This window comes from Fluviibacterium sp. S390 (assembly GCF_049800695.1).
GTDB lineage: Bacteria > Pseudomonadota > Alphaproteobacteria > Rhodobacterales > Rhodobacteraceae > Meridianimarinicoccus.
In genome coordinates this window covers 1-26,652 of record NZ_JBNAFN010000011.1, presented here as the reverse complement: position 1 = coordinate 26,652, position 26,652 = coordinate 1, and the positions used below count along the sequence as shown (strand labels likewise).

General features: G+C 65.0%; 27 protein-coding genes and 1 pseudogene. 19 read left to right on the top strand and 9 right to left on the bottom strand.

What is annotated here, in order from left to right:
• Nucleotides 1-24 precede the first annotated feature (24 nt).
• The 6 genes from motA to ACP15K_RS10365 all read left to right on the top strand — a co-directional run bounded on the left by motA (nucleotide 25) and on the right by ACP15K_RS10365 (nucleotide 7,621).
• Complete coding sequence (motA, locus tag ACP15K_RS10390; protein ID WP_193140416.1) at nucleotides 25-894, top strand: flagellar motor stator protein MotA; 870 nt, start codon at nucleotides 25-27, stop codon at nucleotides 892-894.
• Complete coding sequence (locus tag ACP15K_RS10385) at nucleotides 891-2,966, top strand: hypothetical protein (RefSeq protein ID WP_424990464.1); 2,076 nt, start codon at nucleotides 891-893, stop codon at nucleotides 2,964-2,966. The genes motA and ACP15K_RS10385 overlap by 4 nt, the downstream gene beginning before the upstream one ends.
• Before the next feature lie 60 nt (nucleotides 2,967-3,026).
• Entirely contained in the window at nucleotides 3,027-4,511 is a 1,485-nt protein-coding gene (locus ACP15K_RS10380) for a SulP family inorganic anion transporter (protein ID WP_424990463.1), read from the top strand.
• Between the two features lie 8 nt (nucleotides 4,512-4,519).
• Nucleotides 4,520-5,368, top strand: coding sequence for a universal stress protein (locus ACP15K_RS10375; protein ID WP_424990462.1), 849 nt, complete (start codon nucleotides 4,520-4,522; stop codon nucleotides 5,366-5,368).
• A gap of 18 nt (nucleotides 5,369-5,386) precedes the next feature.
• Nucleotides 5,387-6,517 carry a capsular biosynthesis protein gene (locus tag ACP15K_RS10370; RefSeq protein WP_424990461.1) on the top strand — a complete coding sequence of 377 codons (1,131 nt, stop codon included), beginning with the start codon at nucleotides 5,387-5,389 and terminating at the stop codon, nucleotides 6,515-6,517.
• Nucleotides 6,518-6,598: 81 nt separating this feature from the next.
• Nucleotides 6,599-7,621, top strand: coding sequence for an aspartate-semialdehyde dehydrogenase (locus ACP15K_RS10365; protein WP_424990460.1), 1,023 nt, complete (start codon nucleotides 6,599-6,601; stop codon nucleotides 7,619-7,621).
• A gap of 57 nt (nucleotides 7,622-7,678) precedes the next feature.
• On the opposite strand, the gene ACP15K_RS10360 is transcribed toward ACP15K_RS10365, so the two are convergent.
• The gene (locus tag ACP15K_RS10360; protein WP_424990459.1) at nucleotides 7,679-8,221 is read right to left on the bottom strand and encodes an SRPBCC family protein; all 543 of its coding nucleotides are present in this window, start codon (nucleotides 8,219-8,221) and stop codon (nucleotides 7,679-7,681) included.
• Between the two features lie 88 nt (nucleotides 8,222-8,309).
• Nucleotides 8,310-8,987, bottom strand: a complete 678-nt coding sequence (locus tag ACP15K_RS10355) for a carbonic anhydrase (protein WP_193140423.1) — start codon at nucleotides 8,985-8,987, stop codon at nucleotides 8,310-8,312.
• A gap of 139 nt (nucleotides 8,988-9,126) precedes the next feature.
• On the opposite strand from ACP15K_RS10355, the gene ACP15K_RS10350 reads away from it, so the two are divergent.
• The 3 genes from ACP15K_RS10350 to ACP15K_RS10340 all read left to right on the top strand — a co-directional run bounded on the left by ACP15K_RS10350 (nucleotide 9,127) and on the right by ACP15K_RS10340 (nucleotide 11,757).
• On the top strand, nucleotides 9,127-9,489 hold the full coding sequence (locus ACP15K_RS10350; protein ID WP_424990458.1) for a hypothetical protein: 363 nt from the start codon (nucleotides 9,127-9,129) through the stop codon (nucleotides 9,487-9,489).
• A 64-nt stretch (nucleotides 9,490-9,553) separates the two neighbouring features.
• Complete coding sequence (locus ACP15K_RS10345; RefSeq protein ID WP_424990457.1) at nucleotides 9,554-10,945, top strand: leucyl aminopeptidase family protein; 1,392 nt, start codon at nucleotides 9,554-9,556, stop codon at nucleotides 10,943-10,945.
• A 35-nt stretch (nucleotides 10,946-10,980) separates the two neighbouring features.
• Entirely contained in the window at nucleotides 10,981-11,757 is a 777-nt protein-coding gene (locus tag ACP15K_RS10340; RefSeq protein ID WP_193140426.1) for a C40 family peptidase, read from the top strand.
• A gap of 15 nt (nucleotides 11,758-11,772) precedes the next feature.
• On the opposite strand, the gene ACP15K_RS10335 is transcribed toward ACP15K_RS10340, so the two are convergent.
• The 3 genes from ACP15K_RS10335 to ACP15K_RS10325 form a co-directional block, all read right to left on the bottom strand.
• Complete coding sequence (locus ACP15K_RS10335) at nucleotides 11,773-12,117, bottom strand: DUF2794 domain-containing protein (protein ID WP_193140427.1); 345 nt, start codon at nucleotides 12,115-12,117, stop codon at nucleotides 11,773-11,775.
• Between the two features lie 230 nt (nucleotides 12,118-12,347).
• Nucleotides 12,348-14,003, bottom strand: a complete 1,656-nt coding sequence (locus tag ACP15K_RS10330; RefSeq protein WP_424990456.1) for a Y-family DNA polymerase — start codon at nucleotides 14,001-14,003, stop codon at nucleotides 12,348-12,350.
• Nucleotides 14,004-14,120: 117 nt separating this feature from the next.
• Nucleotides 14,121-14,411 carry a hypothetical protein gene (locus ACP15K_RS10325; RefSeq protein ID WP_193140429.1) on the bottom strand — a complete coding sequence of 97 codons (291 nt, stop codon included), beginning with the start codon at nucleotides 14,409-14,411 and terminating at the stop codon, nucleotides 14,121-14,123.
• A 127-nt stretch (nucleotides 14,412-14,538) separates the two neighbouring features.
• Between ACP15K_RS10325 and ACP15K_RS10320 the strand changes: the two genes are divergently transcribed.
• From ACP15K_RS10320 to ACP15K_RS10305, 4 genes are read left to right on the top strand one after another with little or no spacing between them, the layout of a single operon-like run.
• The gene (locus ACP15K_RS10320) at nucleotides 14,539-15,651 is read left to right on the top strand and encodes an S-(hydroxymethyl)glutathione dehydrogenase/class III alcohol dehydrogenase (protein WP_424990455.1); all 1,113 of its coding nucleotides are present in this window, start codon (nucleotides 14,539-14,541) and stop codon (nucleotides 15,649-15,651) included.
• A gap of 28 nt (nucleotides 15,652-15,679) precedes the next feature.
• On the top strand, nucleotides 15,680-16,489 hold the full coding sequence (locus ACP15K_RS10315) for a potassium channel family protein (protein WP_424990454.1): 810 nt from the start codon (nucleotides 15,680-15,682) through the stop codon (nucleotides 16,487-16,489).
• Nucleotides 16,486-16,983: an N-acetyltransferase family protein gene (locus tag ACP15K_RS10310; protein WP_424990453.1), complete on the top strand. Its 498-nt coding sequence runs from the start codon at nucleotides 16,486-16,488 to the stop codon at nucleotides 16,981-16,983. Before ACP15K_RS10315 ends, ACP15K_RS10310 begins: the two co-directional genes overlap by 4 nt.
• On the top strand, nucleotides 16,983-17,705 hold the full coding sequence (locus ACP15K_RS10305) for an NYN domain-containing protein (RefSeq protein ID WP_193140432.1): 723 nt from the start codon (nucleotides 16,983-16,985) through the stop codon (nucleotides 17,703-17,705). Before ACP15K_RS10310 ends, ACP15K_RS10305 begins: the two co-directional genes overlap by 1 nt.
• Before the next feature lie 51 nt (nucleotides 17,706-17,756).
• On the opposite strand, the gene ACP15K_RS10300 is transcribed toward ACP15K_RS10305, so the two are convergent.
• On the bottom strand, nucleotides 17,757-18,380 hold the full coding sequence (locus ACP15K_RS10300; RefSeq protein ID WP_193140433.1) for a TetR/AcrR family transcriptional regulator: 624 nt from the start codon (nucleotides 18,378-18,380) through the stop codon (nucleotides 17,757-17,759).
• A gap of 101 nt (nucleotides 18,381-18,481) precedes the next feature.
• Between ACP15K_RS10300 and ACP15K_RS10295 the strand changes: the two genes are divergently transcribed.
• The 4 genes from ACP15K_RS10295 (at nucleotide 18,482) to ACP15K_RS10280 (ending at nucleotide 21,370) form a co-directional block, all read left to right on the top strand.
• The gene (locus ACP15K_RS10295) at nucleotides 18,482-19,411 is read left to right on the top strand and encodes an AEC family transporter (protein ID WP_193140434.1); all 930 of its coding nucleotides are present in this window, start codon (nucleotides 18,482-18,484) and stop codon (nucleotides 19,409-19,411) included.
• A gap of 63 nt (nucleotides 19,412-19,474) precedes the next feature.
• A complete protein-coding gene (gene fghA, locus ACP15K_RS10290) occupies nucleotides 19,475-20,305 on the top strand; it encodes an S-formylglutathione hydrolase (protein ID WP_193140435.1) in 831 nt (276 codons plus the stop codon).
• Nucleotides 20,302-20,751: a YaiI/YqxD family protein gene (locus tag ACP15K_RS10285; protein ID WP_193140436.1), complete on the top strand. Its 450-nt coding sequence runs from the start codon at nucleotides 20,302-20,304 to the stop codon at nucleotides 20,749-20,751. The genes fghA and ACP15K_RS10285 overlap by 4 nt, the downstream gene beginning before the upstream one ends.
• Before the next feature lie 4 nt (nucleotides 20,752-20,755).
• Nucleotides 20,756-21,370, top strand: coding sequence for an HAD family hydrolase (locus tag ACP15K_RS10280; RefSeq protein WP_193140437.1), 615 nt, complete (start codon nucleotides 20,756-20,758; stop codon nucleotides 21,368-21,370).
• Between the two features lie 12 nt (nucleotides 21,371-21,382).
• Here the strand turns inward: ACP15K_RS10280 and ACP15K_RS10275 are convergent, their stop codons facing one another.
• Both ACP15K_RS10275 and ACP15K_RS10270 read right to left on the bottom strand, forming a co-directional pair.
• A complete protein-coding gene (locus ACP15K_RS10275; RefSeq protein WP_193140438.1) occupies nucleotides 21,383-22,621 on the bottom strand; it encodes an MFS transporter in 1,239 nt (412 codons plus the stop codon).
• Nucleotides 22,622-22,716: 95 nt separating this feature from the next.
• Nucleotides 22,717-24,114, bottom strand: a complete 1,398-nt coding sequence (locus ACP15K_RS10270; protein WP_193140439.1) for a trypsin-like peptidase domain-containing protein — start codon at nucleotides 24,112-24,114, stop codon at nucleotides 22,717-22,719.
• 232 nt (nucleotides 24,115-24,346) lie between these two features.
• Between ACP15K_RS10270 and zapE the strand changes: the two genes are divergently transcribed.
• Nucleotides 24,347-25,498 carry a cell division protein ZapE gene (zapE, locus tag ACP15K_RS10265; RefSeq protein WP_424990452.1) on the top strand — a complete coding sequence of 384 codons (1,152 nt, stop codon included), beginning with the start codon at nucleotides 24,347-24,349 and terminating at the stop codon, nucleotides 25,496-25,498.
• A 145-nt stretch (nucleotides 25,499-25,643) separates the two neighbouring features.
• On the opposite strand, the gene ACP15K_RS10260 is transcribed toward zapE, so the two are convergent.
• On the bottom strand, nucleotides 25,644-26,165 hold the full coding sequence (locus tag ACP15K_RS10260; protein WP_424990451.1) for a hypothetical protein: 522 nt from the start codon (nucleotides 26,163-26,165) through the stop codon (nucleotides 25,644-25,646).
• A gap of 65 nt (nucleotides 26,166-26,230) precedes the next feature.
• On the opposite strand from ACP15K_RS10260, the pseudogene ACP15K_RS10255 reads away from it, so the two are divergent.
• Nucleotides 26,231-26,652 (top strand): annotated as a pseudogene (locus ACP15K_RS10255) (IS5 family transposase); the annotation flags it as partial.

The following is a 26,652-nucleotide window of genomic DNA, read 5'->3' as shown; positions in this document are numbered from 1 at the left end:
CGTCAATAAGATGGAAGTTCAACTGTGCTTGGTCTGGCTGGAATTGCATTAATCTTTGTTACCGTCTTCGGAGGCTACCTTGCCTCTGGGGGCAAGATGGCAATCATTCTCAAGTCCCTTCCATATGAGTTCATCATTATTGGAGGGGCTGCTATCGGTTCCTTTGTCATTGGGAGCGACAAGGGCGGAATTTCACATGCGGCAAAAGACATCTCCAAGGTTTTCAAGGGCCCAACGTGGCGTTCTGCGGACTACAAGGATCTTCTGTGCCTGTTGTACGAATTGATCGATGTGGCACGAAAAGACGTGGTGGCATTGGAGGGTCATCTGGACGATCCGCAAGATTCTGAAATCTTCGCCCGCTATCCAAAGATTCTTGCCGACGCCGACGCGATTGACCTGATTTGTGACACCCTTCGGTCTGGGTTGATGAACTTTGACGATGCAAACCAGGTCGACGAGGTTCTGGAACGGCGGTTGGAAGCACGCGTGAAGGATGCCCTACACTCGTCGCACGCCTTGCAGTCGATGGCCGATGGTCTTCCGGCACTTGGAATTGTGGCGGCCGTTCTGGGTGTGATCAAGACGATGGGGTCCATTGATCAACCCCCTGAAATTCTTGGAGGATTGATTGGCGGTGCCCTCGTCGGTACTTTCCTTGGCGTTTTCCTGGCCTATGGCCTGGTGGGACCCTTTGCGATCCGGATCCGGGACGTGGTGCTGAACGATTCAAACTACTACAAAGTCATCCGCGAAGTTCTTGTAGCCAATTTGCGCCAGCATTCCGCGAATGTGTGTCTGGAAATTGGTCGGCAGAATATCCCCGGCCATTTGCGTCCAAACTTCCCGGAAGTGGATGAGGCCATTCGTGATCTGAAGCGGGCCGCGAGATGAAGATAGCTAGAGCGCTGCTTTGGGCCTGCTTCGCGCTGTTTCCAACGATTCTGGACGCGCAAGTGACCATCAGGTCGGGAGAGCATGCCGGGTTTACCCGATTGGTATTCTACTTCGACCAGGATGTAGATTGGACGCTTGGGAAGGTGTCCGGTGGCTATGGCCTCGCAACGCAAGGCACGCGGCAGAGCTATGACTTTGCAGGCGTCTTTGACCGGATTCCCCGGACAAGGGTCTCTTCCCTTGCTCAAAACCAGACGCACCTGCAAATCTCGGTCGCCTGCATCTGTCATGCACGGGCATTTGAAGTGTCTCCTAGGGTACTTGTTGTTGACGTGGTTGACGGGCCTGCGGAAAATTCGTCACCGTTTGAGCGGCGCTTGACATCTGTCCTGCCCGATTATCCGCTGCCCCCGGAGCCGATCGAAACGGGATTCCCGCCATCGGTTCAGCCACCAGAGGCCTTGCCGGATTTTGGTGAGTCCGGTCTTCCGCGCGACCAGGGCCAGGCACGAATGTTGGACCCGGAGATATCAACGGCCTTGGCGCGGGCCGTTTTCGATGGCGTTTTGGAGCCTGCTGCACCGCAAAGGGTGGCCCGCCCGTCCCAACTTGGGTCCTCTCCACAAGTTCTTGCGCAAACCGCGACCGATCTGCTGAGGCCGCAACAGCAAGAACCGGCTTCAATCCAATGCCCGGATGCGGCGCATCTGAATTTCATCCAGATCGCGGGCGTCGGGAGCCTCGAGGAAGCTGTCGAGAAACTGCACAGCCGCCCGGATGAAGACGGGTCTCTCGGCACTGTCGATGGGGTGGCGGTGGCCGCGCGATACCTGTTTCTGGGATTCGGGGCCGAAGCCCGTGCGGAGCTGGAGAAGCTGGGTGCAGACACGACCGCGACGAGGCTTCTGAAGGAAATCTCCTTCCAATTGGATACACCGGGGCGCGTGTCTTCCGAACTGCTGGGCGGGATGACGAACTGTCCCGGGTCGGCGGCCTTGTGGAGCGTCCTTGGCCTTGGAGCGATCAAGACGCCCGCATCGGTGAAGGTAAATACCCAAGCCGTCTTCCATACGGTTTCGGGCTTGCCGCCGCACTTGCGTACACATCTCGCACCCGCCGTGTCCCGCCAATTGAGGATGTTGGGGCACGATGAAACCGCGACCGCTGTCCGGTCGACGGTAGCGCGCACATTGGCGGGGGCCGAAGGTGACATGCTCGTTGAGCAGGCAAGGGCTGCCCCGGAACACCCGGACAGGGCCGCGTTGAAGGATCTGACGCGGTCCAGAGACCTGGTGGGTCTGGAGGCCCAATCCATCCTGCTCGAGAAGGTCGCGCCTGGAAACGACGCATTCCCGGCCGAATGGCAACGGGAAGTGGAAGCACAGATTCTGTCGGCAAAGGGATCGCGCGAGGCCGGCCAACTCCTCGCGAGCTATGTACAGGCCATGTCGGGCGTCGGTGAATTCGAGCCTGCCTTGAAGTTCCTGTCGGATCTGGCGGAGTCGCGCTTCGCACAGGATCTGGGCGTACCCCTGGCCTACGATGACCTCATGGGGGCGTTAGTGGCCGAGGGTCAGGAAGCCGAATTCGTCTATCTTTCAGCAGCCTACTTTCCCGACAAGACGCTGCCCATCAGCCCGGATAATGGCGGGGCATTCGTTGACAGACTGTCGTCCCTTGGGTTCTCGACCTTGGCCAACCGATACAGATCCCTTCCCGTGCTCAAGGGGTGGACCCGAACCGAGCCCGGTGCGGTTTCCGAACCGGTTCCCCTTGCCGACGATCTGATCGCCCGCCGCTATGGACCGGTTCCGGACACGACCCCGATCCCCCAAACCGATCCGGTCGCGCCTCTGCCCGGACAGCAACCGGTGCTGCCAGACCAGACAACCAGCCAGCCGGCGCAGACACGATCCACCGCGCTTGCAGCCGGTGGAGAGCCGGCGGAAACCGGGCCCCCGACGCTGGCCACCCAAAGGGATCTTCTGGCCCAAAGCGCCGGACTCAGAGAAAGGGCCGAGGCCCTGTTGACAGGCTCCGGCCCCGCCGCCCGGGAATCTTCCCCCTAGTCATTCTGGCCGATCACGACTAGACCGCGCCGCACGTGTGTCAGAAGTGGAGTAGTGATCTTGGACCGTTCAAGCGGCCTCAGGGCAGAATGGCTTGGTAACATTCGCGCAGACTTGCTGGCAGGTCTGGTCGTGGCTCTGGCACTCATTCCCGAAGCCATCGCATTTTCGATCATCGCCGGCGTCGACCCGAAAGTCGGGCTGTATGCGTCGTTCTCGATCGCGGTCATCACCGCCATTGTCGGAGGACGACCGGGCATGATTTCGGCAGCCACGGCGGCCACGGCGGTCCTGATGGTGACGCTGGTGCGCGATCACGGGCTGGAATACCTGCTGGCCGCGACCGTGCTGGCCGGATTGCTGCAGATCGGCGCCGGGATGCTGAAGCTGGGCTCGGTGATGCGCTTCGTCTCGCGATCCGTGATGACAGGCTTTGTCAACGCGCTCGCCATCCTGATCTTCCTGGCGCAGGTCCCCGAACTGACGGGCGTCACCTGGGTCACCTATGTCATGGTCGCGGCCGGTCTGGCGATCATCTATCTGTTCCCGCGCATCACGCGTGCGGTGCCCTCGCCGCTGGTCACGATTGTCGTCCTGACGCTGGCCTCGCTGGCGCTGGGGCTGGATGTGCGCACCGTCGGCGACATGGGCGCATTGCCCGACACCCTGCCGGTGTTCCTGATCCCCGACATCCCGCTGAACTTTGAAACCCTGCAGATCATCTTCCCTGTGTCCGCCGCTATTGCCGTGGTAGGCCTGCTGGAAAGCCTGATGACAGCGTCGCTTGTGGATGATCTGACCGACACGAAAAGCGACAAGAACCGCGAGTGCATCGGACAGGGCGTGGCCAACACCGCCACCGGGTTCATCGGCGGCATGGCAGGCTGCGCCATGATCGGCCAGTCGATGATCAACGTGAAATCCGGCGGTCGGGGCCGCCTGTCGTGCTTTGCCGCCGGTGTGTTCCTGCTGATCCTGATCGTGGGGCTGGGCGACCTGGTGCGCCAGATCCCGATGCCGGCGCTGGTGGCGATCATGATCATGGTGTCCATCGGGACCTTCTCGTGGTCCTCGATCAAGTCGCTGCGCGATCATCCGCGCAGCTCCTCCATCGTGATGCTGGCCACGGTCGTGACCACGGTCTTTACCCACAACCTGGCCATCGGCGTTCTGACTGGCGTGCTGCTGTCGGGGATCTTCTTTGCCGGCAAGATCGCGCAGATTTTCCGGGTCAGATCGGTCTTGTCCGAAGACGGGACCGAGCGCACCTACACGGTCGAGGGGCAGGTGTTCTTCGCCTCGGCGGATGCCTTCACCAACTCGTTCGACTTCGGAGAAGCGCTGGAACGCGTGGTCATCGACGTCTCTGGCGCGCACATCTGGGACATCTCGTCGGTTGCGGCGCTGGACATGGTCGTGCTCAAGTTCCGTCGTGAAGGGGCCGATGTGGACCTGCGCGGCATGAATCGGGCCAGCGAGACCATCGTCGATCAGCTGTCGGTGTTCGACAAGCCCGGCGCGATGGACAAGCTGTTGGAGCATTGAGGGACAAGATGGGCGAAATCATCGCGTTGGTGGACGGATCCACCTATTCCGAAAGCGTCTGCGACCATGCCGGATGGGCGGCCTCGCGACTGGGCGTGCCGGTCTCGGTGGCGCATATCCTGGGCCATCGGCAAGGCGTCAAGGCGGACCTCAGCGGCAATATCGGGCTGGGAGCCCGCACCGCGTTGCTGGAGGAGCTGGCCGAACTGGATCAGGCCAAGGCCAAGCTGGCGCAGCGCCGCGGCCGGGCCATTCTGGAAGACGCCAAGGCGCGGATCGAAGCGTTGGGCGTCGAAGACGTGCACACGCGCCTGCGCAACGGCGATCTGGTGGAAACCCTGCACGATCTGGAAGCCAACGCCGCCCTCGTCATGATCGGCAAGCGCGGCGAAGCTGCGGATTTCGCCAAGCTGCACCTCGGCTCGAACCTGGAGCGGGTGGTGCGCGCCTCGGACAAGCCGGTGATGGTATGCTCGCGGGCGTTCCAGCCGATCAACCGGGTGCTGATCGCCTTCGACGGCGATCCGGCCACCATGAGGGCCGTCGATCACATCGCCGAGAATGCGCTGTTTGCCGGGCTGTCCCTGCATCTTCTGACCGTCGCCAATGCCTCGACCGAGATGCGCCGCAAGCATGAGGGCGCGGTGGCGCTGCTGCGCGGCAAGGGCTTCGACGTGACCTCGGAAATCCTGCAGGGTGACACCATCCAGGTGATTTCCGACAAGGTTTCCAACGGCGAGGCCGACCTTCTGGTGATGGGCGCCTACCGCCATTCGCGGATGCGGGCACTGATCATCGGGTCGACCACGACCGAGATGATCCGCTCCTGCCAGATCCCGCTCTTGTTGTTCCGCTAAGCTCAGAAAGGGCGCGCCATGACCTATGTGTATCTCAAGGACGGCGACCCGGAAATCGACTCGATGCTGGCCTCGGTCTGCGAGATCGGTGGCGGCACCCGGCAGTTCAGTGATCTGAGCATCCGCCTGCGCGGCTATCCCGAGACCCGCCAGCGGGCCGAGGAAGCGGTGGCGACCGCCAAGCGTCCGCCGCGCAGCCCCCGGCACCGCAACGCCAAGATCTGGATCTACTCGGTTCAGTACAACCGGTTCCGCCATCATTTCGAAAGCCATGAAGGGTCGGTGGCGGTCGCCTGGAACGGCATCACCGGCACCCGGCGTGCCTTTATGGCTGCCGCCCGCGATGCCGGACGCCCGACCATCTATCTGGAGCGCGCGCCGCTGCCCGGCCGGGTGACGGTGGACCCGGTGGGCATCAACCAGTTGAACAGCCTGCCGCGCGACGCCGGCTTCTACCGCGACTGGGCGGGCGACGATCCGGACCGGGCCGGACCCGGCTGGCTGGCCCTGCGCGAGAAGCTGCAGGCGCGCGCCTCGGCCCGTGCGGATGTCGGTCAGGGCAGCGGCGACACCGGGCTGGCGGGGCAGAAGTTCATCTTCTGCCCGTTGCAGGTGCCTGACGATACCCAGATCCGCCAGTTCAGCGGCTGGGTCCGCGACCTCGAACATTTCATCGAATTGCTGACCGAGGCCGCCGCCGATCTGCCCGAGGGCTGGCACCTGCGGTTCAAGGAGCATCCCAGTTCCAAGATCCCGCTGGGCGCGGCGCTGGAACGCGCGAAAGCCGCCCAACCCGATCGCGTTGTCATCGACAACCAGACCGACACCTTCTTCCAGGTGGACCGGTCGCAGGCGGTCATCACGCTGAATTCCTCGGTGGGATTGCAGGCGTTCTATTTCGAGAAGCCGGTGATCGTGCTGGGCGAGGCGTTCTTCCGCATCCCCGGCCTAGTGACCCCGGTTGATGACGCTGCAGCCCTGCATCGGGTCTTTGCCGAGGCCGATGCCGCCAGTTATGACAAGGCTTTGCGCAACGCCTTCATGAACTATCTCGGGCAGGTCTATTATCCCGAGGTAGAGACCGGCCCGGATGGCCATCCCAAGGTCAAGCCCGACCTGGTGCTGCCGAAGCTTCCGGTCACAGTCTGACACAGCGTCTCTCAAGCCCCCTTTCCCATGGGACACAAAGCCTGTAACAGACGCGCGTTATGCAAGAAGGAGTAACCCGAAATGGGGTATAACGTCGTCGTCGCGGGCGCCACGGGCAATGTGGGCCGCGAAATGCTCAACATCCTCGCGGAACGTGGGTTCCCGGTGGACAAGATCGCAGCTCTTGCCTCGCGCAAGTCGCTGGGCACGGAAGTGAGCTTTGGCGACAAAACCCTCACGACCGAGGATCTGGACACCTTCGATTTCACCGGCTGGGACATCGCCCTGTTCGCCATCGGCTCGGACGCGACCAAGAAGTATGCGCCCAAGGCCGCGGCGACGGGCTGCGTGGTGATCGACAACAGTTCGCTCTATCGCTACGACCCGAAGGTGCCGCTGGTGGTGCCGGAAGTGAACCCCGAGGCGGTTCTGGGCTACAAGGCCAAGAACATCATCGCCAACCCGAACTGCTCGACCGCACAGATGGTGGTGGCCCTGAAGCCGCTGCACGACCGCGCGCGGATCAAGCGGGTGGTGGTCAGCACCTACCAGTCGGTTTCCGGCTCGGGCAAGGATGCCATCGACGAGTTGTGGGATCAGACCAAGGGCATGTATGTGCCCGGCCAGGAAGTCGCGCCGTCGGTCTATCCCAAGCAGATCGCCTTCAACGTGATCCCGCACATCGACGTGTTCCTGGAAGACGGCTCCACCAAGGAAGAATGGAAGATGGTCGCCGAGACCAAGAAGATCATCGATCCGGCGATCAAGGTCACCGCGACCTGTGTCCGGGTTCCGGTCTTCGTGGGCCATTCGGAATCGATCAACATCGAGTTCGAGGATCATCTGGACGAGGCCGAGGCCCGCGATATCCTGCGCGAAGCGCCGGGGATCATGGTGATCGACAAGCGCGAGGCCGGGGGCTACATCACGCCGGTTGAATGCGTCGGCGACTACGCCACCTTCATCAGCCGCATCCGTCAGGACAGCACCATCGACAACGGTCTGAACCTGTGGTGCGTCAGCGACAACCTGCGCAAAGGCGCTGCCCTGAACGCCGTGCAGATCGCCGAAACGCTGGGTGCGCGCGTCCTGAAAAAGGGCTGACACCAGTATTGGCCCTGGCGCGCGGGCGCGCCGGGGCCGTTCTCATGCGGCGCGGCCTCAGTCCGGGCTGCCGGTCTCGACCAGCCGTTTCAGGCGGCTCAGACCCTGATCCAGTTCGTCCGCGACCCAGTCATCCACCACCAGTCCCATCCAGCGCGACACCGGGTTGAACCCGGCATCGGTGGAAAACGACCAGGTGACACGGGTGCCGGTCCCGTCCGGGTCCAGCAGGAACGACGCGGTCGCACGCTCCCAGTCTCCGAATTCCATCGATCGCGCCACCCATCGGTTGTCGGTGATCGAGGTGATGACCTGCACGCCGTCACCAAGGGTCGGATTGTCCGAGATCCAGCTCATCCGCGCGCCGATCCCGGCCTCCGGCCCTTCAAAGATCACCTGGGCATCGGGATTGCGCGCGATCCAGGGCGACCATTCCGCCGTGGCCGTGTGCGAATCCAGATGCGGGAATACGCGTTCGGGCGGCGCGTCGATGGTGATGGACCGGCTGACCGAGATCTGATGCGGCAAGGCGAAGGCGGCCAGCGCCAGAATGGCCACCAGGGCGGCCAGTCCGGCGAGCGCGCGGATCATCCAAGTCATCACCGGCCTCCTCGGGTCGGGTCGGATCAGCGCCGGCATCCTGCCGGAAGTGTCCGACCGGGCGCGGAACAACCCGCGCCCGATGGGTCTACAAGCTGATGAACTGGTGCGAGTCCGGGTCCAGCATCTGCAAGTCGCCGTTGGCAATATTCACCCACATGCCGTGCAGCGCCAGTTGATCGGCCTCCACCGCCTCGCGCACGAAGGGGAAGGTCATCAGGTTCTCCAGCGAGATCACCACGGCCTGCTTTTCCAGGGCTGTGGATTGCTCGTCCCTGTCGGCGATGTCCTTCACGCGCTCGTATCCGGGGCGCAGGATGTCGAGCCACCGGCCGACAAAGCTGTTTGGGTCGTCCAGTTCCGGCGCGTTGCCGCTGCACATCTCAAGGCATCCCGCCGCGCCGCCGCACAGGGAATGCCCCATGATCAGCAGGTTGGTGATCTTCAGGTTGCGCACCGCGTATTCCAGCGCCGCCGAGGTGCCGTGATGATCGGTGTCGGGCGCATAAGGCGGCACAAGGTTGGCGATGTTGCGATGCATGAAGAATTCGCCCGGCCCGGCGCCGAAGACCGATGTCACATGCACCCGGCTGTCACAGCAGGAAATCACCATGCAGCGCGGCCGTTGACCTTCCTCTGCCAAACGGCGGTACCAAATCTTGTTTTCTGCGTGGTCGGTGGCTTTCCAGCCTCTGTACCGTTGCAGCAAGTAGCCCGGGAGGGGCCGGAGTGTCAGCGGGTGCGTGAGCGCGGTGTTCTTTTCCATAAGTCTCGAAACTAGTGCGGAGTGAATTCAATTTCGAGGTACTTCGGGCTGGAAAAGCAAGGTTTTTTTGGCAGGAACAGGGGTATGTGGAAATTCACCGGTGGGGGCCGGAATTGGGTGGGGTATCGTGCGGGTACATTTGCGTTTTTTCGAGTCCGAGGATCTGGATCCCGAAACTCTGGTGGCGTGTTTCAGCCAGGCGCGGGGCTGTTCGCGCGATCGTGCGGCGGTGGATCTGGTCGAATCGCTGGCATCTCGCATGGCGGGCCTTGCGCGGGCGTTGGCCGATACGGACCTGATGGCGCTGGAGGATCATGCCAAACGGCTGCAGGCCACGGCCTCGGCGGCGGGGCTGACCCGGTTGCAGCGCGCGGCGCGGGCGGTGGCCCATTGCGCGGCGGTGAAGGATCACGTGGCGCTGGCGGCCACCGTGGCCCGCTGCCGCCGTCTGGGCGAGGCGACGATCACCCTTCTGTGGACCGCCGGCCAGGAGGTCGAGTGATCCGGCTTGCAGGCGCGTCCGAACGGCGTAGGGTGCTGGGATCGGATCACAGGACAGGCCGCCCATGGAACTCGCATTTGCCCAAGACGCCGACGCGGCGCGCCCCCTTCACCTTGTCGGCAGCGATGATCTGGAACGCTGGCTGGACGATCAGCCAGAGACCACCCGCACCTGGCTGACCGCTGTCGGCTTCACCGCAGAACTGGGGCAGGTGGTGGCCGTGCCCGGTGCCGATGGCAGTTGTAGCAGCGCGGTCTTTGGCTTGGGGACGGCGCAGGCGCGGGCGCGCGGGCGGTTCTGGCTGGGCCGGGCGCCGGCTGCGCTGCCGGCAGGCGACTGGGCGCTTGTGGGCGATCTGGCCCCCGAAGACGCTGCCGAGGCGGCTCTGGCCTGGTTGCTGGCGGGCTATCGCTTCACGCGTTATTCGGGCACCCCGGCGATCACGCCGCGCCTTGTGGTGCCCAAAGGCGTCGATGGCGACCGCATTCAGGCCATCGCGGCGGGCGAGGCGCTGACCCGCGACCTGATCAACACGCCCGCGTCGGACATGGGGCCGGCGGAACTGGAACAGGCTGCCGTCGATGTGGCGGCCGAATTTGGCGCGGCAATGTCGGTCACCACGGGCGACGATCTGCTGGAGGCCAATTTCCCGATGATCCACGCGGTCGGCCGTGCCTCGCCGCGCGCGCCGCGCCTGATCGACATGCGCTGGGGCAGCGACGGCCCCCGGCTGACGCTGGTTGGCAAGGGGGTCTGTTTCGACACCGGCGGCTTGAACCTGAAGTCCGGCGCCTCGATGGGCCTGATGAAGAAGGACATGGGCGGCGCCGCGGCGGTGCTGGGGCTGGCCCGGATGATCATGGCCCTGGATCTGCCGGTGCAGTTGCGGGTGCTGATCCCGGCGGTGGAAAACGCTGTCAGCGGCGCGTCGTTCCGGCCGCAGGACATCCTGACCTCGCGCAAGGGTCTGACGGTCGAGATCAACAACACCGATGCCGAGGGCCGGCTGGTTCTTGCCGATGCGCTGGCGCTGGCGGACGAGGAAAAACCGGATCTTCTGATCTCGATGGCGACGCTGACGGGCGCGGCGCGGGTGGCTGTCGGCCCCGATATCGCGCCCTTCTTCACCCGCGACGATGCCGCAGCGACAACCCTTGCGTCCGGCGCAGCGCAGGTCCGCGATCCGGTCTGGCGGTTGCCCCTGCATGACCCTTACGAGCCAATGATTGAACCGGGTGTGGCCGATCTGGACAACGCCCCCAAGGGCGGGTTTGCCGGGGCCACCACCGCCGCGCTGTTCCTGCACCGCTTTGTCGAAGACGCGCCGCGCTACGTGCATTTCGACATCTACGGCTGGCAGCCTGTGGCCGCGCCCTCGCGGCCCAAAGGCGGGGTCGGGCAGGGCACACGGGCCGTGCTGGCGGCGCTGCCAAGCCTGCTTGACCTTCCCGCGTGAAGGCGTAGGCAGGCGGTCACAACAAGGATGCCGTCATGACCCAGCCCGCCCGCCCCGCGCTCAAGACCTTTCAGGTGGCGGTGCCCGTCGCCGATCTTCTGGATCGTCCCGGCGGTACCCGCAGCCGTCAGCTTCTGTATGGCGAGGCGGTGCAACCGCTGGCCGAGGCCGACGGGCATATCCTGGTGCGGCGGGTGGCCGACGGCTATCGCGGCGCCATGCGGCCCGAGGATCTGAGCCAGCCGGTGGAGCCGACCCATCAGGTCATCACCCTGGCCACCCATCTGTATGCCGCACCGGATTTCAAGGCGCCCGATGTGGCCAGCCTGTCCTTTGGCGCGCGGCTGACCCTGACCGGCACCGAGGGCAGCTTCGGACAGACCCACGAGGGGCTGTATGTGCCGATGGTGCATGTGGCCAAGGCGCATCTGCGGTTTTCCGACCCCGCGTCCATTGCCGAGCTGTTTCTGGGCACGCCGTACCTCTGGGGCGGCAATTCGCGCCTGGGGCTGGATTGCTCGGGGCTGGTGCAGGTGGCCTGCCTGGCCTGTGGCCTGTCCTGCCCCGGTGACAGTGGCGAACAGGCGCGGACCGCCGGGCAGGCCGTGGCCGATGCCGAGCCGCTGCAACGCAACGATCTGCTGTTCTGGAAGGGCCATGTGGCGCTGGCGGTCAGCGATGATCGCCTGATTCACGCCAACGCGCATCACATGTCGGTGGTCTATGAATCCGCCGAAGAAGCCGTGCGCCGGATCGCGGGGCAGGGCGATGGCCCGGTGACCTCGCGGCGACGGCTGGTGCCCGCCAACTGAGTCGCGGCGCGCGGCTCAGACCGGGCGGATCAGCTTGCGTTCCAGCACCCGCAGAACCGTTTTCAGGTCATGCCCGCGCTTCAGAATCTGCCCGTCCATGCCGATCACCGCGTACATCCCCTGCCGGTTGCGCAGTTTAGGATGTTTCTCGATTCTATAAAGCGGGGTTTCGGCGGTGCGCCGGAAGACCGAGAACACCGCGTGGTCGCGCAGGCAGGAAATGCCATAGTCGCGCCATTCTCCGGCGGCGACCATGCGCCCGTAAAGTCCAAGGATCACGCCCAGTTCCGCGCGCTGGAAGGCCACCTGTTCGACCGGGGCGCGTGGGCCCGGAAACGGGGTCGGGGGAATCACGGTCATGCGTCAACTCTGGGGCCGAGGCCGGGTGAAATCAAGCGCGGCCATGCTTAACCTTCCAGCTTTCCATGTCTTTTGCCGCTTTTTGGGGCGAAGTTGGCTTGAATTTCCGGCACTAAATTCTGCGGGTGCGAGCGTTTGACGGTATAGTCAGACCCATGGCGCAGAAGCTGCCATTCTCCGGCACCGCCGGTTCATTGCCCCCATAGCGCGGCGGTGCCGGGGGCCTTGGCTCAGCCAAAGGCCCCCTGGCAGAACCAGCCCCCCGAGCGGGTGCTGCCATGGGCATAGAACAGCCACAGCCGCGCCCCGTCTTCCGTCACCACATCCCAGTAATCGCGCACGCCGCTGCGCCAGGCCGGATCGTCCAGCCACCATTCCGGCGCGATGCGTTCGGGGCCGCGGGTGTGCACCGGGGTCAGGCTGCGGCGGCGCCAGCGGAAGGGGCCGGTCAGGCGCGGCGTGTCGGGGGCGCTCACCGGTTCGGGCCGCCAGATCATCACCGGGCGCGGGGTCGGCGCGCGGGGCCAGTCGCCCGCAGGGTCCGACCATGCGGCGGCCAGCACCGTGGCGGTCTTTTCCGGGATATGGCTGTCGGCGGGATGCAGGCGGGTGATCGCCTCCATGCCGACGCGGGCGCCCAGCCGGCCGATCAGATCGTCCAGTACCGGGCCGGCATCGCGGCGGGTGGTGGCGGCGCGGGCGGCGTCCAGATGGCCCTTGTGCTGGCGGGCATGCACCGCTTCGGTGCGCGGCGCGCTCAGCCGCAGCCGGTCGATCCCCGGCCCGGCGTCGATCCGGTCCAGCTTCAGCGCCAGCAACGGGCGGATGCGGTCGGGATCGGCCGAGGGGCGGGCGAGGCCGACCTCGATCTCCTGCATCTCGCGGTCGCAGCGTTCGGCCTGAAGCCGCACCAGCCGCGCGCCCAGTCCTGCCGTCCGCAGCTTGGCGCACAAGGGCGGCAGCAGCCGGTCGATCCCGGCCAGCAGGTCGTCCTCAAGCCCGATGGGGTCGGGCAGGCTGAGCCGCAGGGCAAAGCGCGGGGCGGGCTTGGCGGGCGAGACCGGCTCGGGCTCCACCCCCATGGCCTGATCCAGCCGCCGCACCAATTGCCGCCCGAACCGCCGCGCCAGCCCGGCGCGCGGCTGGCCCGCCAGATCGCCGATGCGGCGCAAGCCCAGTCGGGCCAGGGAGGCGGTGTCCTCGGCACTCAGGCGCAGGGCGGCCACCGGCAGCGGGTCCAGCGCGGCACGGGTGCGTCCGGGCGGTGCGATGCGTCCGGCGGGGGTGTCCGGAGCGGGCAGGCCGGGCGGCGCCCCGCCGCGTTCCCAATGCCGCCGCTTGGCCGCGCGCGAGCGGGTGGCGCGGGCTTCCTGGTCGATGGCATCGCCCGAGCGGACCGGGTCCGCCGCCTGCCCGGCAAAACGCGCCAGCGCCCAGGCCGCACCCACGGTGTCGGCCAGCCCGGCGCGCACGGTCAGCCCCAGATCGGCGCAATCGGCTTCCACCTGCCGCATCAACGCCGCCTCGCCGCCGAACAGATGGGCGCAGCCGGTCAGGTCGATCAGCAGGGCGGCGGGCGGCTCTTCGGCGACCCAGGGTGAAAACCGCCCGGCCCAGCGGCGCAGCGCCGCCAGCAGCGCGGCATCGGCACGGGCATTCTCGGACCGGGTCAGCAGGTCGGGAAACATCGCCAGCGCATCGCGCAATGGCTGGCCCGCGCGCAGCCCTGCGGCCTCGGCCGCGACCGAGAGGCTGGACAGCACCTGTGCGCCGCCGCGATCGGCAACGACGGCCAGGGGCCGTTCCAGAACGTCACGATCCTGACGCAGCAGCCGTTCGGCCCCCAGGCGTGGGAACCACAAAGAGAGAACACGACGATTCGGCATTATTGTGGCAGCAATAATGTTCCTGTTATGTTCTTACTATGAACAAAGCGCGGCCAGAGTCGAGTCCGCGCTGCTGTTGCAGGCCGACACCGCGGGCAGAGGCTGGCGAAGAGGGGCTTAGCCGCAGAAAATGCGGCTGACGGTGCCCTTGGGAGATTCCGTAAAGGTCAGGCGGCTGGCGTCAAAATCGCGCGGTACGAAGCTGTCGGCGGCCAGAACCCGCACTTGCAGGGGGGTATTCACGCTGTCGACCACTTCGATCGGCTCGCCCTTCAACTCGTCGAACAGGGTGGCATCGCAGACCTGTGACGCCGGGATCGCGCCCTGCGCGCTGTCATAGCTGGGTTCGCAAGCGGCCAGAGCCAGCAGGGACAGACCGGGGAAGAGAATCGAAATGGTGACGCGCATGGCAAGCCTCGTTTTGACCCGCAACCTGCCGTCCCGGAACATCCTGCGCAAGCCATGGGGCAGGAGATCGTTGTAAAGCTGTGTCTTTTGGAACATTCTTCTGCGCAAACACAGCAGGGAGTTTCACATGCGTACACGCGCCGCTGTCGCCGTCGAGGCCGGAAAGCCGCTTGAGGTCATGGACGTGAACCTTGAGGGTCCGAAGGCCGGGGAAGTCCTGGTCGAGATCAAGGCCACCGGCATATGCCACACCGATGAATTCACCCTGTCGGGCGCCGACCCCGAGGGGCTGTTCCCGGCGATTCTGGGCCATGAAGGCGCGGGCGTGGTGCTGGAGGTCGGCCCCGGTGTCACCTCGCTGGTCCCCGGCGATCATGTGATTCCGCTGTACACGCCCGAATGCCGCGAGTGCGACTATTGCCTGAACCCCAAGACCAACCTGTGCCAGTCGATCCGCGCGACGCAGGGCCAGGGACTGATGCCCGATGGCACCTCGCGGTTCTCGATGCTCGATGGCACGCCGATCCTGCACTACATGGGCTGTTCGACCTTCGCCAACCACACGGTGCTGCCCGAGATCGCGCTGGCCAAGGTGCGCAAGGACGCGCCCTTCGACAAGATCTGCTACATCGGCTGCGGCGTGACCACCGGCATCGGCGCGGTGATCAACACCGCCAAGGTCGAGATCGGCATCCGCGCCATCGTCTTCGGGCTGGGCGGCATCGGGCTGAACGTCCTTCAGGGGCTGCGGCTGGCCGGCGCCGACCAGATCGTCGGTGTTGACCTGAACGACGACAAAATCCCCATGGCCAAGCAGTTCGGCATGACCGATTTCGTCAATCCCGGCAAGGTCGAGGGCGATCTGGTCGCCCATCTGGTCGAGCTGACCGGCGGCGGCGCCGATTACACCTTCGATGCCACCGGCAATGTCGGCGTGATGCGCACGGCGCTGGAATCGGCACACAAGGGCTGGGGCGAAAGCGTCATCATCGGTGTGGCGCCTGCCGGGGCCGAGATTTCCACCCGTCCGTTCCAACTGGTCACCGGGCGGGTCTGGCGCGGCACCGCCTTCGGCGGGGCGCGGGGCCGCACCGATGTGCCCAGGATCGTCGACTGGTACATGCAGGGCAAGATCGAGATCGACCCGATGATCACCCACACCATGGGGTTGGAGGACATCAACAAGGGGTTTGACCTGATGCACGCGGGCGAGTCGATCCGTTCGGTCGTGGTCTACTGATCCCGGCACGGGCCGCCGGAGCGGCACGGTGACCGGTGACAGCACGACACCCGGCAGGCCATCCGGCGCGGCGCGGCTGAAGGATTGGCTGCGCGCGCTCTATACCGGATCGACGGCCCGGGCGCACAGGTTCCGCTATGGGCTGCTGATCTTCGATCTGGTGACCATCGCCTTCGTGATCGCCACCTCGTTCAGCCATCATGGGCCGGTGGTGGAATCCATCGACGCCGTGTTCGGGGTGGTGATCCTGGCCGACTTCCTGTCGCGGCTGTTCATCAACACCCGGCGGCTGCGGTTCATGCTGCGGCCGATGACCTGGGTGGACATCGTCTCGATCGTGTCGTTCCTGGCGCCGCTTGCGGGCGAGGGGCTGGGCTTCCTGCGGGTGTTGCGCACCTTGCGGCTGCTGCGCACCTATCAGTTGCTGGGGCGTCTGCGGATGGATTTTCCGCTGTTTCGCAAACATGAAGAGGTCATCGTCGCGGCAATCAACCTTGTGGTGTTCATGTTCGTCATGACCGGGCTGGTCTATGCCACGCAGTTCCAGACCAACCCGCAGATCGGCAACTACGCCGATGCGCTGTATTTCACCGTCACCGCGCTGACCACCACCGGGTTCGGCGACATCACCCTGCAGCGAACGGTCGGGCGGCTGATCTCGGTGGTGGTGATGATCTTCGGGGTGACGCTGTTCCTGCGGCTGGCGCAGGTGCTGTTCCGGCCCAGCAAGGTGCGCGAGCCCTGCAAGACCTGCGGGCTGGTGCTGCACGATTCCGACGCGGTGCATTGCAAGCATTGCGGTGCGGTGATCCATATCGAGACAGAGGGGCAGGAATGAGCCTGAAAATGCGCCCGGCGACCCCCGCCGATGCCGAGGCCCTGTGGACGATCCTGAAGCCGGCCTTTCGGGCAGGTGACACCTATACGGTGGCGGCGGATATCCCGCGCGCCGAGGCGCTTGCCTTCTGGACCGCGCCGGAAAAGAGCGTATACGTGGCCGAACTGCCGTCCGGGGTGGTAGGCACCTTCTATGTGAAGTCCAACCAGGGCGGCGGCGGCGCGCATGTGTGCAACGCGGGATTCGTGGTGCATCCGCAGGCGCGCGGACAGGGGGTGGCCGGGGCGATGCTGGCGCACTCGCAAACCGTTGCGCGGGAGATGGGCTTTCGCGCCATGCAATTCAATTTCGTGGTCACGACCAATGCCGGGGCCATCGCGATCTGGGCGCGGGACGGGTTTGAAACCGTCGGCCGCTTGCCCGGCGCTTTCCGTCACCCGGTCCACGGCTATGTGGATGCGCTGGTGATGTACAAACAACTGGTGGAAACCTGATGCCTGAGACTGGAACCAAACTGCTGGCCGTGCTGATCGATGCCGACAACGTGCCGGCCAGCTATGCCGAGGCGATCTTCGAAGAGATCGCCAGCTTCGGCGAATCCTCGATCCGGCGGATCTATGGAGATTTTTCGCGCGACGGGCTGAAAGGCTGGCAAAAGAAGCTGGCGCATCTGGCGATCGTGCCGATCCAGTCCCCGGCCAACACGCGGGGCAAGAACAGCTCGGATATCGCGCTGGTGATCGATGCCATGGACATCCTGCACACCGGCCGGTTCGACGGCTTTGTGCTGGTGTCCTCGGACAGCGACTTCACCCGACTGGCCAGCCGCATCCGCGAACAGGGGATCGACGTCTACGGCATGGGCGAGCAGAAGACCCCCGAAGCCTTCCGCCGCGCCTGCAAACGCTTCATCTACGTGGAAAACCTGACCTCGGGCGAGGCCGAACCGGCAGCGCCGGGGATCGCGACGCCGGCGCCCAGGAAGCTCAAGCCGATGGATGCGCGGGCGCTGATCTATCGCGCCATGGAGGCCATCGACCAGGATGACGACTGGTATTCGCTGGGCCAGGTCGGCCAGCACATCACCGCCGCCAATCCGGATTTCGACCCGCGCAACTATGGCAAGAAGAAGCTGAGCGATCTTCTGGCCGATCTGAAGATGTTCGAGATGCGCCGGGGCGCGGGCAACCAGTTCGAGGTGCGCTGCCTGGATTGAGCCGCGGGACGCCTCCGGCGGGAGTATTTTTGCCAAGAAGAAGGGCTGCGGTCAGAGGCGCGGGGCGTAGCGGGCCAGGAAGGTGTCCACCGCGCCGTCGACGATCCGCGTGACCTCCTGGGGCTGGATGTTGTCGGTCAGGTTGAACACCCGGCGGTAGAACAGATCGGCGCGGCAGAGTTCGACGAATTGATCGGCAGCGAGGCGGCAATCGTCGATCCGAAGCGCGCCGCGAGCGGTGGCCGCCTGCAAGTAGTCGGTCAGATGCTGGCGCGCGACCTCGGGACCGCTTTGATAGAAGGTGCGGCCCAGTTCCGGGAATCGCTCGGCCTCGGCCACGCAGATGCGGAACACCTTGAGACCGAAGTCCGACAGGGTGAAATCGGTGATCCGGCGCGCCATGTCGGTCAGAGTCTCGCGGGGATCACTGCCATGCGTGGCCAGGGACATGGCGGCTTCGGCCTGGCGCAGGCATTCCATCCGCGCCACTTCCAGAAACAGCAGCCGCTTGTCGCGAAAATAGCTGTAGAGCGTGGCTTTCGATACGCCTGCGGCGCGGGCGATGCTGTCAACGCTGGCGCCCTCGAATCCCTCCCGCAGGAAGACCTCGCGGGCACCGGCCACGACCTGATCGAATTTCCGGCCCCGTTTGATCGGGGCGTCATGCTTGTTCAAGATCTGTGTACTCCCACGCTGGGGATCAGTCTAAACCGAACGGTTCAAACGCCGCAACCAGAGTGCTGGTCAGCGTTGAAGCCGCATGCTACCGAATTTCCATGTTGGCTGTTTTTCTTCAGACACTTCCGTTCTTTGCCCTGATCGGGTTGGGCTATGCGGCGGCACGCGGTGGCATGTTCGGGCCGGAGGCGACCTCGGCGCTGACCAGGTTCGTTTTCTATTTTGCCCTGTCGGCGATGCTGTTCCGGTTTTCGGCGGACCTGGATCTTTGGGCGGTGCTGGATTGGGACATCGTGACCGGCTATCTGCTGGCCTGCCTGGCGGTGTACCTGCTGGCCACCATTGTGGCGTTGATGCGGCGGCGCGGGATGCAGGAGGCGGCGGTCGAGGCGCAGGTCGCGGTCATCGGCAACACCGGGTTCCTGGGAATTCCGATGCTGGTGATGCTTCTGGGCGAGGCCGCCATTGGCCCGCTGCTTCTGATCCTGTCGGTCGATCTGATCGTGTTTTCCTCGTTGATCGTCATCCTGATCACCCTTGCCCGCGACGGACGAATGCGGCCGTCGGCGCTGCGCTCGGTGGGGCTGGGGCTGGTGCGCAACCCCATGATCGTGTCGATCTGTGCCGGTCTGGCGTGGTCGGCCTCGGGCTGGACGCTGCCGGCCCCTGCCATGTCCTTCGTGGTGATCCTTGGGGCGGCGGCGACGCCGGGGGCGCTGTTTGCCATCGGGGCCTCGCTGGCGGACAAGTCGGCGGAACGGGTCGAGGTCGCGATCTGGCTGTCGTTCTGCAAACTGGCGCTGCATCCGGCGGCGGTGGCTTTCACCCTGCTGGTGCTGATCCCGGTGGAGCCTTTCGCCGCCACCGTTGTGATTGCCGCTGCGGCGCTGCCGGTGGCAGGCAATGTCTACATGCTGGCGCAGCACTATGGGGTGGCGCCGCAGCGGGTGTCGGCTTCGATCCTGATCTCGACGCTGGTCAGCGTGGTGACCGTGCCCATGGTGATCGCCTGGCTGACCGGCGGCTGAGGCTTGCCCGACGCGCCCCGGCGCGGTAGCCGTTGAGGCACACAAGCACAAGGATCACCGCCGATGAAAACCGTATCCGAAAACCGCGCCTTTGACGGCGTTCAAGGGGTCTATGCCCATCCTTCGGTGACCTGCGGCTGCGAGATGACCTTCGCGCTGTACCTGCCGCCGGAAGCCGCGCACAGCAAGGTGCCGCTGTTGTGGTACCTGTCGGGGCTGACCTGCACCCATGAAAACGCCATGACCAAGGCCGGCATGCAGAAATACGCGGCCGAACTGGGCATGGCGGTGTGTTTTCCCGACACCTCGCCGCGGGGCTCCGATGTGGCCGATGACACGGGCTTCGACATGGGGCAGGGGGCCGGGTTCTATGTCGATGCCACCCAGGCGCCCTGGGATCCGCATTTCCGCATGTGGTCCTATGTGACCGGCGAATTGCCCCGGTTGATCGAAGATCATTTCCCCGTCGAGATGGATCGCCAGGCCATCACCGGTCATTCCATGGGCGGGCATGGGGCGCTGACAGTGGCGATGCGGCACCCGGGGCGCTTTGCTTCGGTGTCGGCCTTTGCGCCGATTGCCAATCCCATGGTTTCGGACTGGGGCCGCAAGCAGTTCACCGCCTATCTCGGCGAGGACGAGGCCAGTTGGAAGGCGTATGATTCCAGCCTGCTGATGCGCGAACATGGGTTCGACGGGCCGGTGCTGATCGACCAGGGCACCGACGACCAGTTTCTGGACCTGCTGCACCCCGAGACGCTGGCCGAGGCCATGGCCGCGCGGCGGCAGGACGGGGTGTTCCGTTTCCAGAAGGGCTATGATCACAGCTATTTCTTCATGTCGAGCTTCATGGAGGCGCATATGGCCTTCCATGCGGATGCGCTGGATCTGTGACTCTTTTCATCGACGCCGATGCCTGCCCGGTGAAGGCCGAGGCCGAACGGGTGGCCACGCGCCACCGGGTCGAGATGGTGCTGGTCTGCAACGGCGGGCTGCGCCCCTCGGCCAATCCGCTGGTGCGCCATGTCTTCGTCGACGACGGCCCGGATAAGGCCGACATGTGGATTGCCGAGAATTGCGGCGCCGGCGACGTGGTGGTGACCTCGGACCTGCCTTTGGCGGACAAATGCCTGAAGGCCGGGGCGCAGGTCCTGCAACACGATGGCGCGGCGCTGAGCCTGGCCAATATCGGCGCGCGGCTGGCGACGCGGGACCTGATGGCGGACCTGCGCGCCTCGGACCCGTTCCTGCAGGGCAGCGGGCGCGGGTTTTCGAAAGCCGACCGGTCGCGGTTCCTGCAGGCGCTGGACGGGGCCCTGGCGGCGGCCAAGAAAGGGTGAAATCATGAGTATCGACGCGGTGATCTTCGACATCGGCAATGTGCTGATCGAATGGCAGCCCGAGACCTATTACGACCGGGTCGTGGGCGAGGAGCGGCGCAAGGCCATGTTCGCCGCCGTCGATCTGCACGGCATGAACGACGAGGTCGATCGCGGCGGCGATTTCCGCGCCACCATCTATGATACCGCCGAACAGTATCCCGCATTCCGGGACGAAATCCGCATGTGGCACGACAACTGGCTGGATCTGGCGCAGCCGCGCATCGAAGGCTCCATCGCCTTGCTGCGCGACTTGCGGGCGGCGGGGGTGCCGGTGTTTGCGCTGACCAATTTCGGGATCGGGTCGTTCGAACTGGCGCGCACGCGGTACGAGTTTCTGGATGAATTCGACCGGCGCTATATCTCGGGCCACATGGGGATCATCAAGCCCGACGCCGGGATCTATGCGCAGGTCGAGGCCGATTGCGGCATCGCCCCCGAGCGGTTGCTGTTCACCGACGACCGGATCGACAACATCCGCGCCGCGCAGGCGCGCGGCTGGCAGACGCATCTGTTCGACGGTGTCGCGGGCTGGCACGCGGCCTTGCGGGCACATGGATTGCCGGTGTCCGGCGGCTGACGGCCTGTCCGGTCAGGCGGCGCGGGGGACCGCCTGCCAGGGCCGCTCGCGGATCGGCAGGTGGATGATGGCGCTGAACGCGCCGACCCCGACGCCGACCCACCAGACGACCTCGTAGCCGCCGGTCAGGTCATAGAGTTTGCCGCCCAGCCAGACCCCCATGAACGATCCCAACTGGTGTGAGAAGAAGATCACGCCGTACAGCGTGCCCATGTAGCGCAGGCCGTAGATATGGGCGACCAGCCCCGAGGTCAGCGGCACCGTGGCCAGCCACAGCGCCCCCATCAGCCCTGAAAAGATCAGCACCGACGCCGGGGTGATTGGGGTCAGGATGAACCAGGCCGCGATCACCGTGCGCCCGGCATAAATCCAGGCCAGCAGGTATTTCTTGGAATAGCGCTTGCCGGCCCAGCCCGCCGCCAGCGTGCCCGCGATATTGGCCAGCCCGATCATCGAGATCGACACCGCCCCCAGTGCCGAGGTGGTCGTAATTCCCATGCCCGCCAGCAACCCGCCGGGGTCGATCGGCCCGCACAATTCGGTCACGAATGCCGGGAAATGGGCGGTGATGAAGGACAGCTGATAGCCGCAGGAGAAAAAGCCGAGAAAGATCAGCGTATAGGTCGGATCGCGAAAGGCCCGGTTCAGGATCGTGCCCATCGATTCTTCCAGCTCCGTCCGGCTGACGGTGGGCGCTTTCATCATCGGCAGCACCGCCAGCGAAGCCAGCACCACCACTGCGAAGACCAGGAACACCTCTTGCCATGACAGAAAGCTCAGCAGCCATTGCGCCACCGGCGGCCCGAAGACCTGCCCGGCCGAGCCTGCCGCGGTGGCGATGGCCAGCGACATCGAGCGGTTTTCATCCGAACTGGCCCGGCCGACCACAGCGAGGATGACCCCAAACCCGGTGCCGGCGATGCCGAAGCCCACCAGGATCTCCAGCATCTGATGCGCCTCGGGTGTCACCGCGAAGGACGACAGCACCAGCCCGGCGGCATAGACCAGCGCGCCCAGGATGATCGCCTTGCGGTCGGTCATCTTTTCGGCCAGCGCGCCGAAGATCGGTTGGCCAAAGCCCCAGGCCAGGTTCTGGATCGCGATGGCCAGCGAAAACTCGGCACGCGGCCAGTTGAATTCGGTCGCGATCGGGATCTGGAACACGCCAAAGGCCGAGCGGATCGAGAAGCTGATCATCAGGATCAGGCAGCCGGCGACAAGGACGGGGGTGATCAGGCGAGGCTGGGACATCGGCGGCTCCTTCCCGCCGACATTTGCCGCGCGCGCGGGCGCTGGTCAAATCAAAGCTTGTGATGGGGTCGATCAGCGGCGGGCCCGGTGCCTGCTCAGCCGCGCAGGCGCAGTACCAGATCGCGGTCGTCGCGGCGCAGGCGCAGATCCCAGCCGCTGGCCCGCTGCGACAACAGCCGCGCCAGCTGTTCGGGATCGGTCACCGGGGTGCCGTTGACGCCGGTGATGATGTCGCCGGGGCGCAGGCCGCTGCGTTGGGCCGGGCCGCGTGCCGCGACCACCACGGCGCCGCGCGCCTCAAGCCCAAGGTTGAGGTCCTCCAGCAGCCGGGGGGTCAGTTCGGCCACCGTCAGACCGTTGAACGGGGTGCGCGCGGTGATGGTCTGGGGTGGGGAGGTCGGCGTGTCGGGCGCGATCTCCAGCACCACGTCGACTTGCAGGTCCTGACCCTTGCGATGCAGCTGTGCGGTCACCGCGCGCCCCGGCCCCCGGGTGGCCAGCCGATAGTCCAGTTCCACCGGCGCATCGGTGGGCAGCCCGTCCAGCGCCATCAGGATATCGCCGGGCCGCAGGCCGGCGCGGGCAAAGGCGCTTTGGTCGTGCAACCGGGTGACCAGCAGCCCGCGCGGCACCGGCTGGTCCAGGGCTTCGGCCAGGGCTGCGTCCACCGGCTGTAACTCCATCCCCGCCCAGGGCCGCGCGAAACGGGTCGCCCCGTCCTGCGCCTGGGTCACGTATTGCCGCACAAGGTTGGCGGGGATGGCGAATCCGATGCCGTTCGAGCCGCCCGAGCGGGTCAGGATCGCCGTGTTGATGCCGATCAGCCGCCCGGCCATGTCCACCAGCGCGCCGCCCGAGTTGCCGGGGTTGATCGGCGCATCGGTCTGCAGGAAATAACTGTCGCGCAGCCCCGGCACGCCGCCCGACCGTGCCAACCCCGAGACGATGCCGCTGGACACGGTCTGGCCGACGCCGAAGGGGTTGCCGATGGCCAGCACCAGATCGCCGACCTCGGCCGCGTCGGAATCGCCGAAGGTCAGGGCGGGCAGATCGGCGGCCTCCTGCAGCCGGATGATGGCCACATCCGATTCGGGGTCCGACAGCAGGATCTCGCCGTCGAACTCGCGCCGATCCGACAGCACGACGCGGATCTCGGAGGCGTCGCCGACGACGTGATGATTCGACACCACCAGCCCGTCGGGCGAGACGATGACGCCCGATCCCAGCGAGTTCTGCACCCGCGGCACGCTGCGGCTGTAGGGTGTGAAGAACTGCGAGAAGAATGGATCGTCGGCAAAGGGGCTGACCCGCTGCGCCACCACGCGCTTGGCATAGATGTTGACCACCGCCGGGGCCGCCGCCTTGACCACCGGCGCGAATGACAACTGCATCTGCGCCTGCGAGCCCGGAACTTCCGTGTCGGCATGGGTGGGCGGGGCCAGCGGGACGGCCAGAACAAGGCTCAGGGCAAGGGCGGTCAGCAAGGGGCGCATGGGCAACGGCTCTCGTCTTGGGTGCCCTTCAGATAGGAAAAACCGCCCCCGAGGTGCAAGGGGCAACCGGGAAGCAAGGGCGCACCCGCGCCGCGCCGCAGGCGCGGCGCCCGGCCCAACCCCTGGCAGGCCGTCCGGCCGAAGGGGGCGGGAGGGCTCCCTTTCCGGTTCCGCCGGACCTGCGCGCATCGGGACGGTTTTCTTTGATCGCAACAGCCGCTAGGCCAGTGCCATGACCGAGCTGCGCTACATCTATTCGACCCGTGCCGACGAGGGCACCATCCGTCCCGATCCGGCCCAGGAGGCCGTGCTGCCCGAGTTCGAGCGCATCCGTACCGCCTTGCAGGCCCCGCCGCCCAAACGCGGGCTTTTCGGGCTGGGCGGTGCCAAGCCCGAAAAGATCAAGGGGCTGTACCTGTGGGGCGGGGTGGGGCGTGGCAAATCCTTCCTGATGGACCTGTTCGTTACCCATGTGCCCGTGCCCAAGCGCCGGGTACATTTTCACGCCTTCATGCAGGAAATGCATGCCGGCATGGCCGAAGCCCGCAAGCGCGGGGTCGAGGATGCGCTGGCGCCGGTGGCCGACAAGGTCGCCGCCGAGGTGCGCCTGCTGGCCTTCGACGAGATGCAGATCACCGACATCACCGACGCGATGCTGGTGGGCCGCCTGTTCGAACGGCTCTTTGCCGCTGGCGTGGTGATCGTGACCACCTCGAACCGGCATCCGGACGAGCTTTACAAGAACGGGCTGAACCGACAGCTGTTCCTGCCGTTCATCGAGGAAATCAAGAAGCATCTGGTGGTCTGGGAACTGGCCAGTCCCACCGACTATCGCCAGGATCGGCTGTCGGGCGAACAGGTCTATTTCCATCCCGCCGACGACTCCGCCCGCGCTTCCATCGACAGGATCTGGCAGGACATGACCGGCGCGCCCATCGAACGCATCCGGGCCGCCCGAACCGAGGCCGCCGCCGCCGGGCTGGCGCGCGGCACCCATGCGGCCGAGTCCGCCGGGCTGGTGCTGACCGTCAAGGGGCGGCAGGTGCTGCTGCCGCGCTTCCGCAACGGGGTGGCGCGGGCCAGCTTCTGGGATCTTTGCGGCGCCATGCTTGGCCCGGCGGATTACCTTGCGGTGGCCGATGCGGTGCGGGTTCTGATCCTGGAAGACGTGCCACGGCTTGATTCCTCGAAGTTCAACGAGGCCAAGCGTTTCGTCACCCTGATCGACGCGCTCTACGAGGCCGGCGTCAAGCTGGTCATGAGCGCCGCGGAAGAGCCAGAGCGTCTGTATCTGGACGGCGCCGGGTCGTTCGAATTCGAACGCACGGCCAGCCGATTGCGCGAAATGCAGTCCGCGGACTGGGGTCAATCGACAACACACTGAATATAAACGCTTGTCAGAAACTCTTTGTTCAGCAAAGGTACAACCTGAGAGTGTATTTCGGTGTTTGTTAACGAGTAACCGGGTGCCCCCTGCCCATGTTCGCCGGCATCCGGCGAACTGGCAGGGGTGTGCGCCCGCAACTTCGTTACCGCGTGGCCCGGCAATCCTGACATGACCGTTTGAACAGCCCCGGCTTCACCCTGCGTGAAGCGGCGAGGCCTATCAATCCAGTGGTCAACAGGATGCCCGACATGGGAAGCGGAACGCCGGGGATATCAACCGGGTATTCAACCATGTCCCCATCCTGTCGCGTATCGGGTGCCTCGAATCCGAAAATGAGCTTTGTGATCTTGATCGTATCGTCTGGTACGTCGTTCAGATTCCGAATCGTGATATCGATTCCGGTCACAAAGATCATACCGTTGTGCTTTCCCTTTGGCGCTACCAGTGCAACTTCCTTTTCATTGTTGCCCGTGTCTCCCAAGGCAATTCCACCTTGGGTAGAACTGCCTTTCTTCGCGCCCATCAGCCGGTGGTGAATTTTGAAGTTGACAGTATAGTCATTAGGGGAATTGAGCCCCATTGGTTCCGTCATCAATATGATGAATATTTTCTCCTTCTGGTTTTTTCCTTTGTCCGTCAACTTGATGCCCTTCTTCGCAGGCATTCTAGGTCATGTTGACAAAAAGGATTCACACTGGCCCTCAGGCGTGATTCAAGCTGGTATCTGTTATGGAGACCAGCTTGGCACGAGAGTTGATGACCGATGAGGAATGGAGGTTCTTTGAACACTTCATCCTGGCTGCCCGCGCACCGAATGGGCGCAAGCCCACCAACCACCGCCTTGTTTTGGATGGAATTTTCTGGATCGCCCGAACCGGCGCGCCATGGCGTGACCTGCCGGAAGACTTCGGCAAATGGTCGAGCGTTTATCGCCAGTTCCGACGCTGGACACTGATGGGACTATGGGAAGAAATCCTGGACGCCCTGAACCAAAGCGGGGCCGTTCCGGACGCCCTGCAAATGGTCGATAGCACTGTCATTCGCGCCCATCATCAGGCAGCGGGTGCTAAAGGGGGACTCCGCGACAGGGTTTTGGGCGCTCAAGAGGTGGGTTCACGACCAAGATCCACCTCCGCGTCAACGCGGCAGGC

Excerpts from the sequence above, each read along its gene's own strand:
- ACP15K_RS10385 (WP_424990464.1), top strand. The coding sequence starts at position 891 with ATGAAGATAGCTAGAGCGCTGCTTTGGGCCTGCTTCGCGCTGTTTCCA.
- ACP15K_RS10375 (WP_424990462.1), top strand. The coding sequence starts at position 4,520 with ATGGGCGAAATCATCGCGTTGGTGGACGGATCCACCTATTCCGAAAGC.
- ACP15K_RS10370 (WP_424990461.1), top strand. The coding sequence starts at position 5,387 with ATGACCTATGTGTATCTCAAGGACGGCGACCCGGAAATCGACTCGATG.
- ACP15K_RS10365 (WP_424990460.1), top strand. The coding sequence starts at position 6,599 with ATGGGGTATAACGTCGTCGTCGCGGGCGCCACGGGCAATGTGGGCCGC.
- ACP15K_RS10360 (WP_424990459.1), bottom strand. The coding sequence starts at position 8,221 with ATGACTTGGATGATCCGCGCGCTCGCCGGACTGGCCGCCCTGGTGGCC.
- ACP15K_RS10355 (WP_193140423.1), bottom strand. The coding sequence starts at position 8,987 with ATGGAAAAGAACACCGCGCTCACGCACCCGCTGACACTCCGGCCCCTC.
- ACP15K_RS10345 (WP_424990457.1), top strand. The coding sequence starts at position 9,554 with ATGGAACTCGCATTTGCCCAAGACGCCGACGCGGCGCGCCCCCTTCAC.
- ACP15K_RS10340 (WP_193140426.1), top strand. The coding sequence starts at position 10,981 with ATGACCCAGCCCGCCCGCCCCGCGCTCAAGACCTTTCAGGTGGCGGTG.
- ACP15K_RS10335 (WP_193140427.1), bottom strand. The coding sequence starts at position 12,117 with ATGACCGTGATTCCCCCGACCCCGTTTCCGGGCCCACGCGCCCCGGTC.
- ACP15K_RS10330 (WP_424990456.1), bottom strand. The coding sequence starts at position 14,003 with ATGCCGAATCGTCGTGTTCTCTCTTTGTGGTTCCCACGCCTGGGGGCC.
- ACP15K_RS10325 (WP_193140429.1), bottom strand. The coding sequence starts at position 14,411 with ATGCGCGTCACCATTTCGATTCTCTTCCCCGGTCTGTCCCTGCTGGCT.
- ACP15K_RS10320 (WP_424990455.1), top strand. The coding sequence starts at position 14,539 with ATGCGTACACGCGCCGCTGTCGCCGTCGAGGCCGGAAAGCCGCTTGAG.
- ACP15K_RS10310 (WP_424990453.1), top strand. The coding sequence starts at position 16,486 with ATGAGCCTGAAAATGCGCCCGGCGACCCCCGCCGATGCCGAGGCCCTG.
- ACP15K_RS10305 (WP_193140432.1), top strand. The coding sequence starts at position 16,983 with ATGCCTGAGACTGGAACCAAACTGCTGGCCGTGCTGATCGATGCCGAC.
- ACP15K_RS10295 (WP_193140434.1), top strand. The coding sequence starts at position 18,482 with ATGTTGGCTGTTTTTCTTCAGACACTTCCGTTCTTTGCCCTGATCGGG.
- fghA (WP_193140435.1), top strand. The coding sequence starts at position 19,475 with ATGAAAACCGTATCCGAAAACCGCGCCTTTGACGGCGTTCAAGGGGTC.
- ACP15K_RS10280 (WP_193140437.1), top strand. The coding sequence starts at position 20,756 with ATGAGTATCGACGCGGTGATCTTCGACATCGGCAATGTGCTGATCGAA.
- ACP15K_RS10275 (WP_193140438.1), bottom strand. The coding sequence starts at position 22,621 with ATGTCCCAGCCTCGCCTGATCACCCCCGTCCTTGTCGCCGGCTGCCTG.
- ACP15K_RS10270 (WP_193140439.1), bottom strand. The coding sequence starts at position 24,114 with ATGCGCCCCTTGCTGACCGCCCTTGCCCTGAGCCTTGTTCTGGCCGTC.
- zapE (WP_424990452.1), top strand. The coding sequence starts at position 24,347 with ATGACCGAGCTGCGCTACATCTATTCGACCCGTGCCGACGAGGGCACC.
- ACP15K_RS10260 (WP_424990451.1), bottom strand. The coding sequence starts at position 26,165 with ATGCCTGCGAAGAAGGGCATCAAGTTGACGGACAAAGGAAAAAACCAG.